The sequence below is a fragment of the Neptuniibacter pectenicola genome (assembly GCF_001597735.1).
GTDB lineage: Bacteria > Pseudomonadota > Gammaproteobacteria > Pseudomonadales > Balneatricaceae > Neptuniibacter > Neptuniibacter pectenicola.
Genome location: NZ_LUTS01000197.1, coordinates 1 through 229, shown reverse-complemented (window position 1 = coordinate 229; position 229 = coordinate 1). Strand labels below are relative to the sequence as shown.

The 229-nt window shown below is 52.4% G+C and carries 1 protein-coding gene; it reads right to left on the bottom strand.

Annotation, left to right across the window (positions count from 1 at the left end):
• The coding region (locus A3773_RS18490; protein ID WP_231902245.1) for a glycosyltransferase family protein at positions 1–229 on the bottom strand (229 nt) is incomplete at both ends.

Sequence of the window (229 nt, the reverse complement as noted above, 5' to 3'; positions counted from 1 at the left end):
TCTTTAAGTATTCGACCGTAGCGTCCGGCGTCGACTACGGAAGTGGTTAATATGGCGGAATGAGTCCTCGCTTGCGCGATAAACTCAGCGACTGAAAAATCTACAAAGGTATCACCGTTGCACACTAGCACCGACTCTCGCTGCGCCAGCATGGGATGCTTCAGCGCCTCAACCAAAGCGCCACCTGTGCCCAGTTGCTGCTGCTCTACTTGCCATGAAAACGACATAT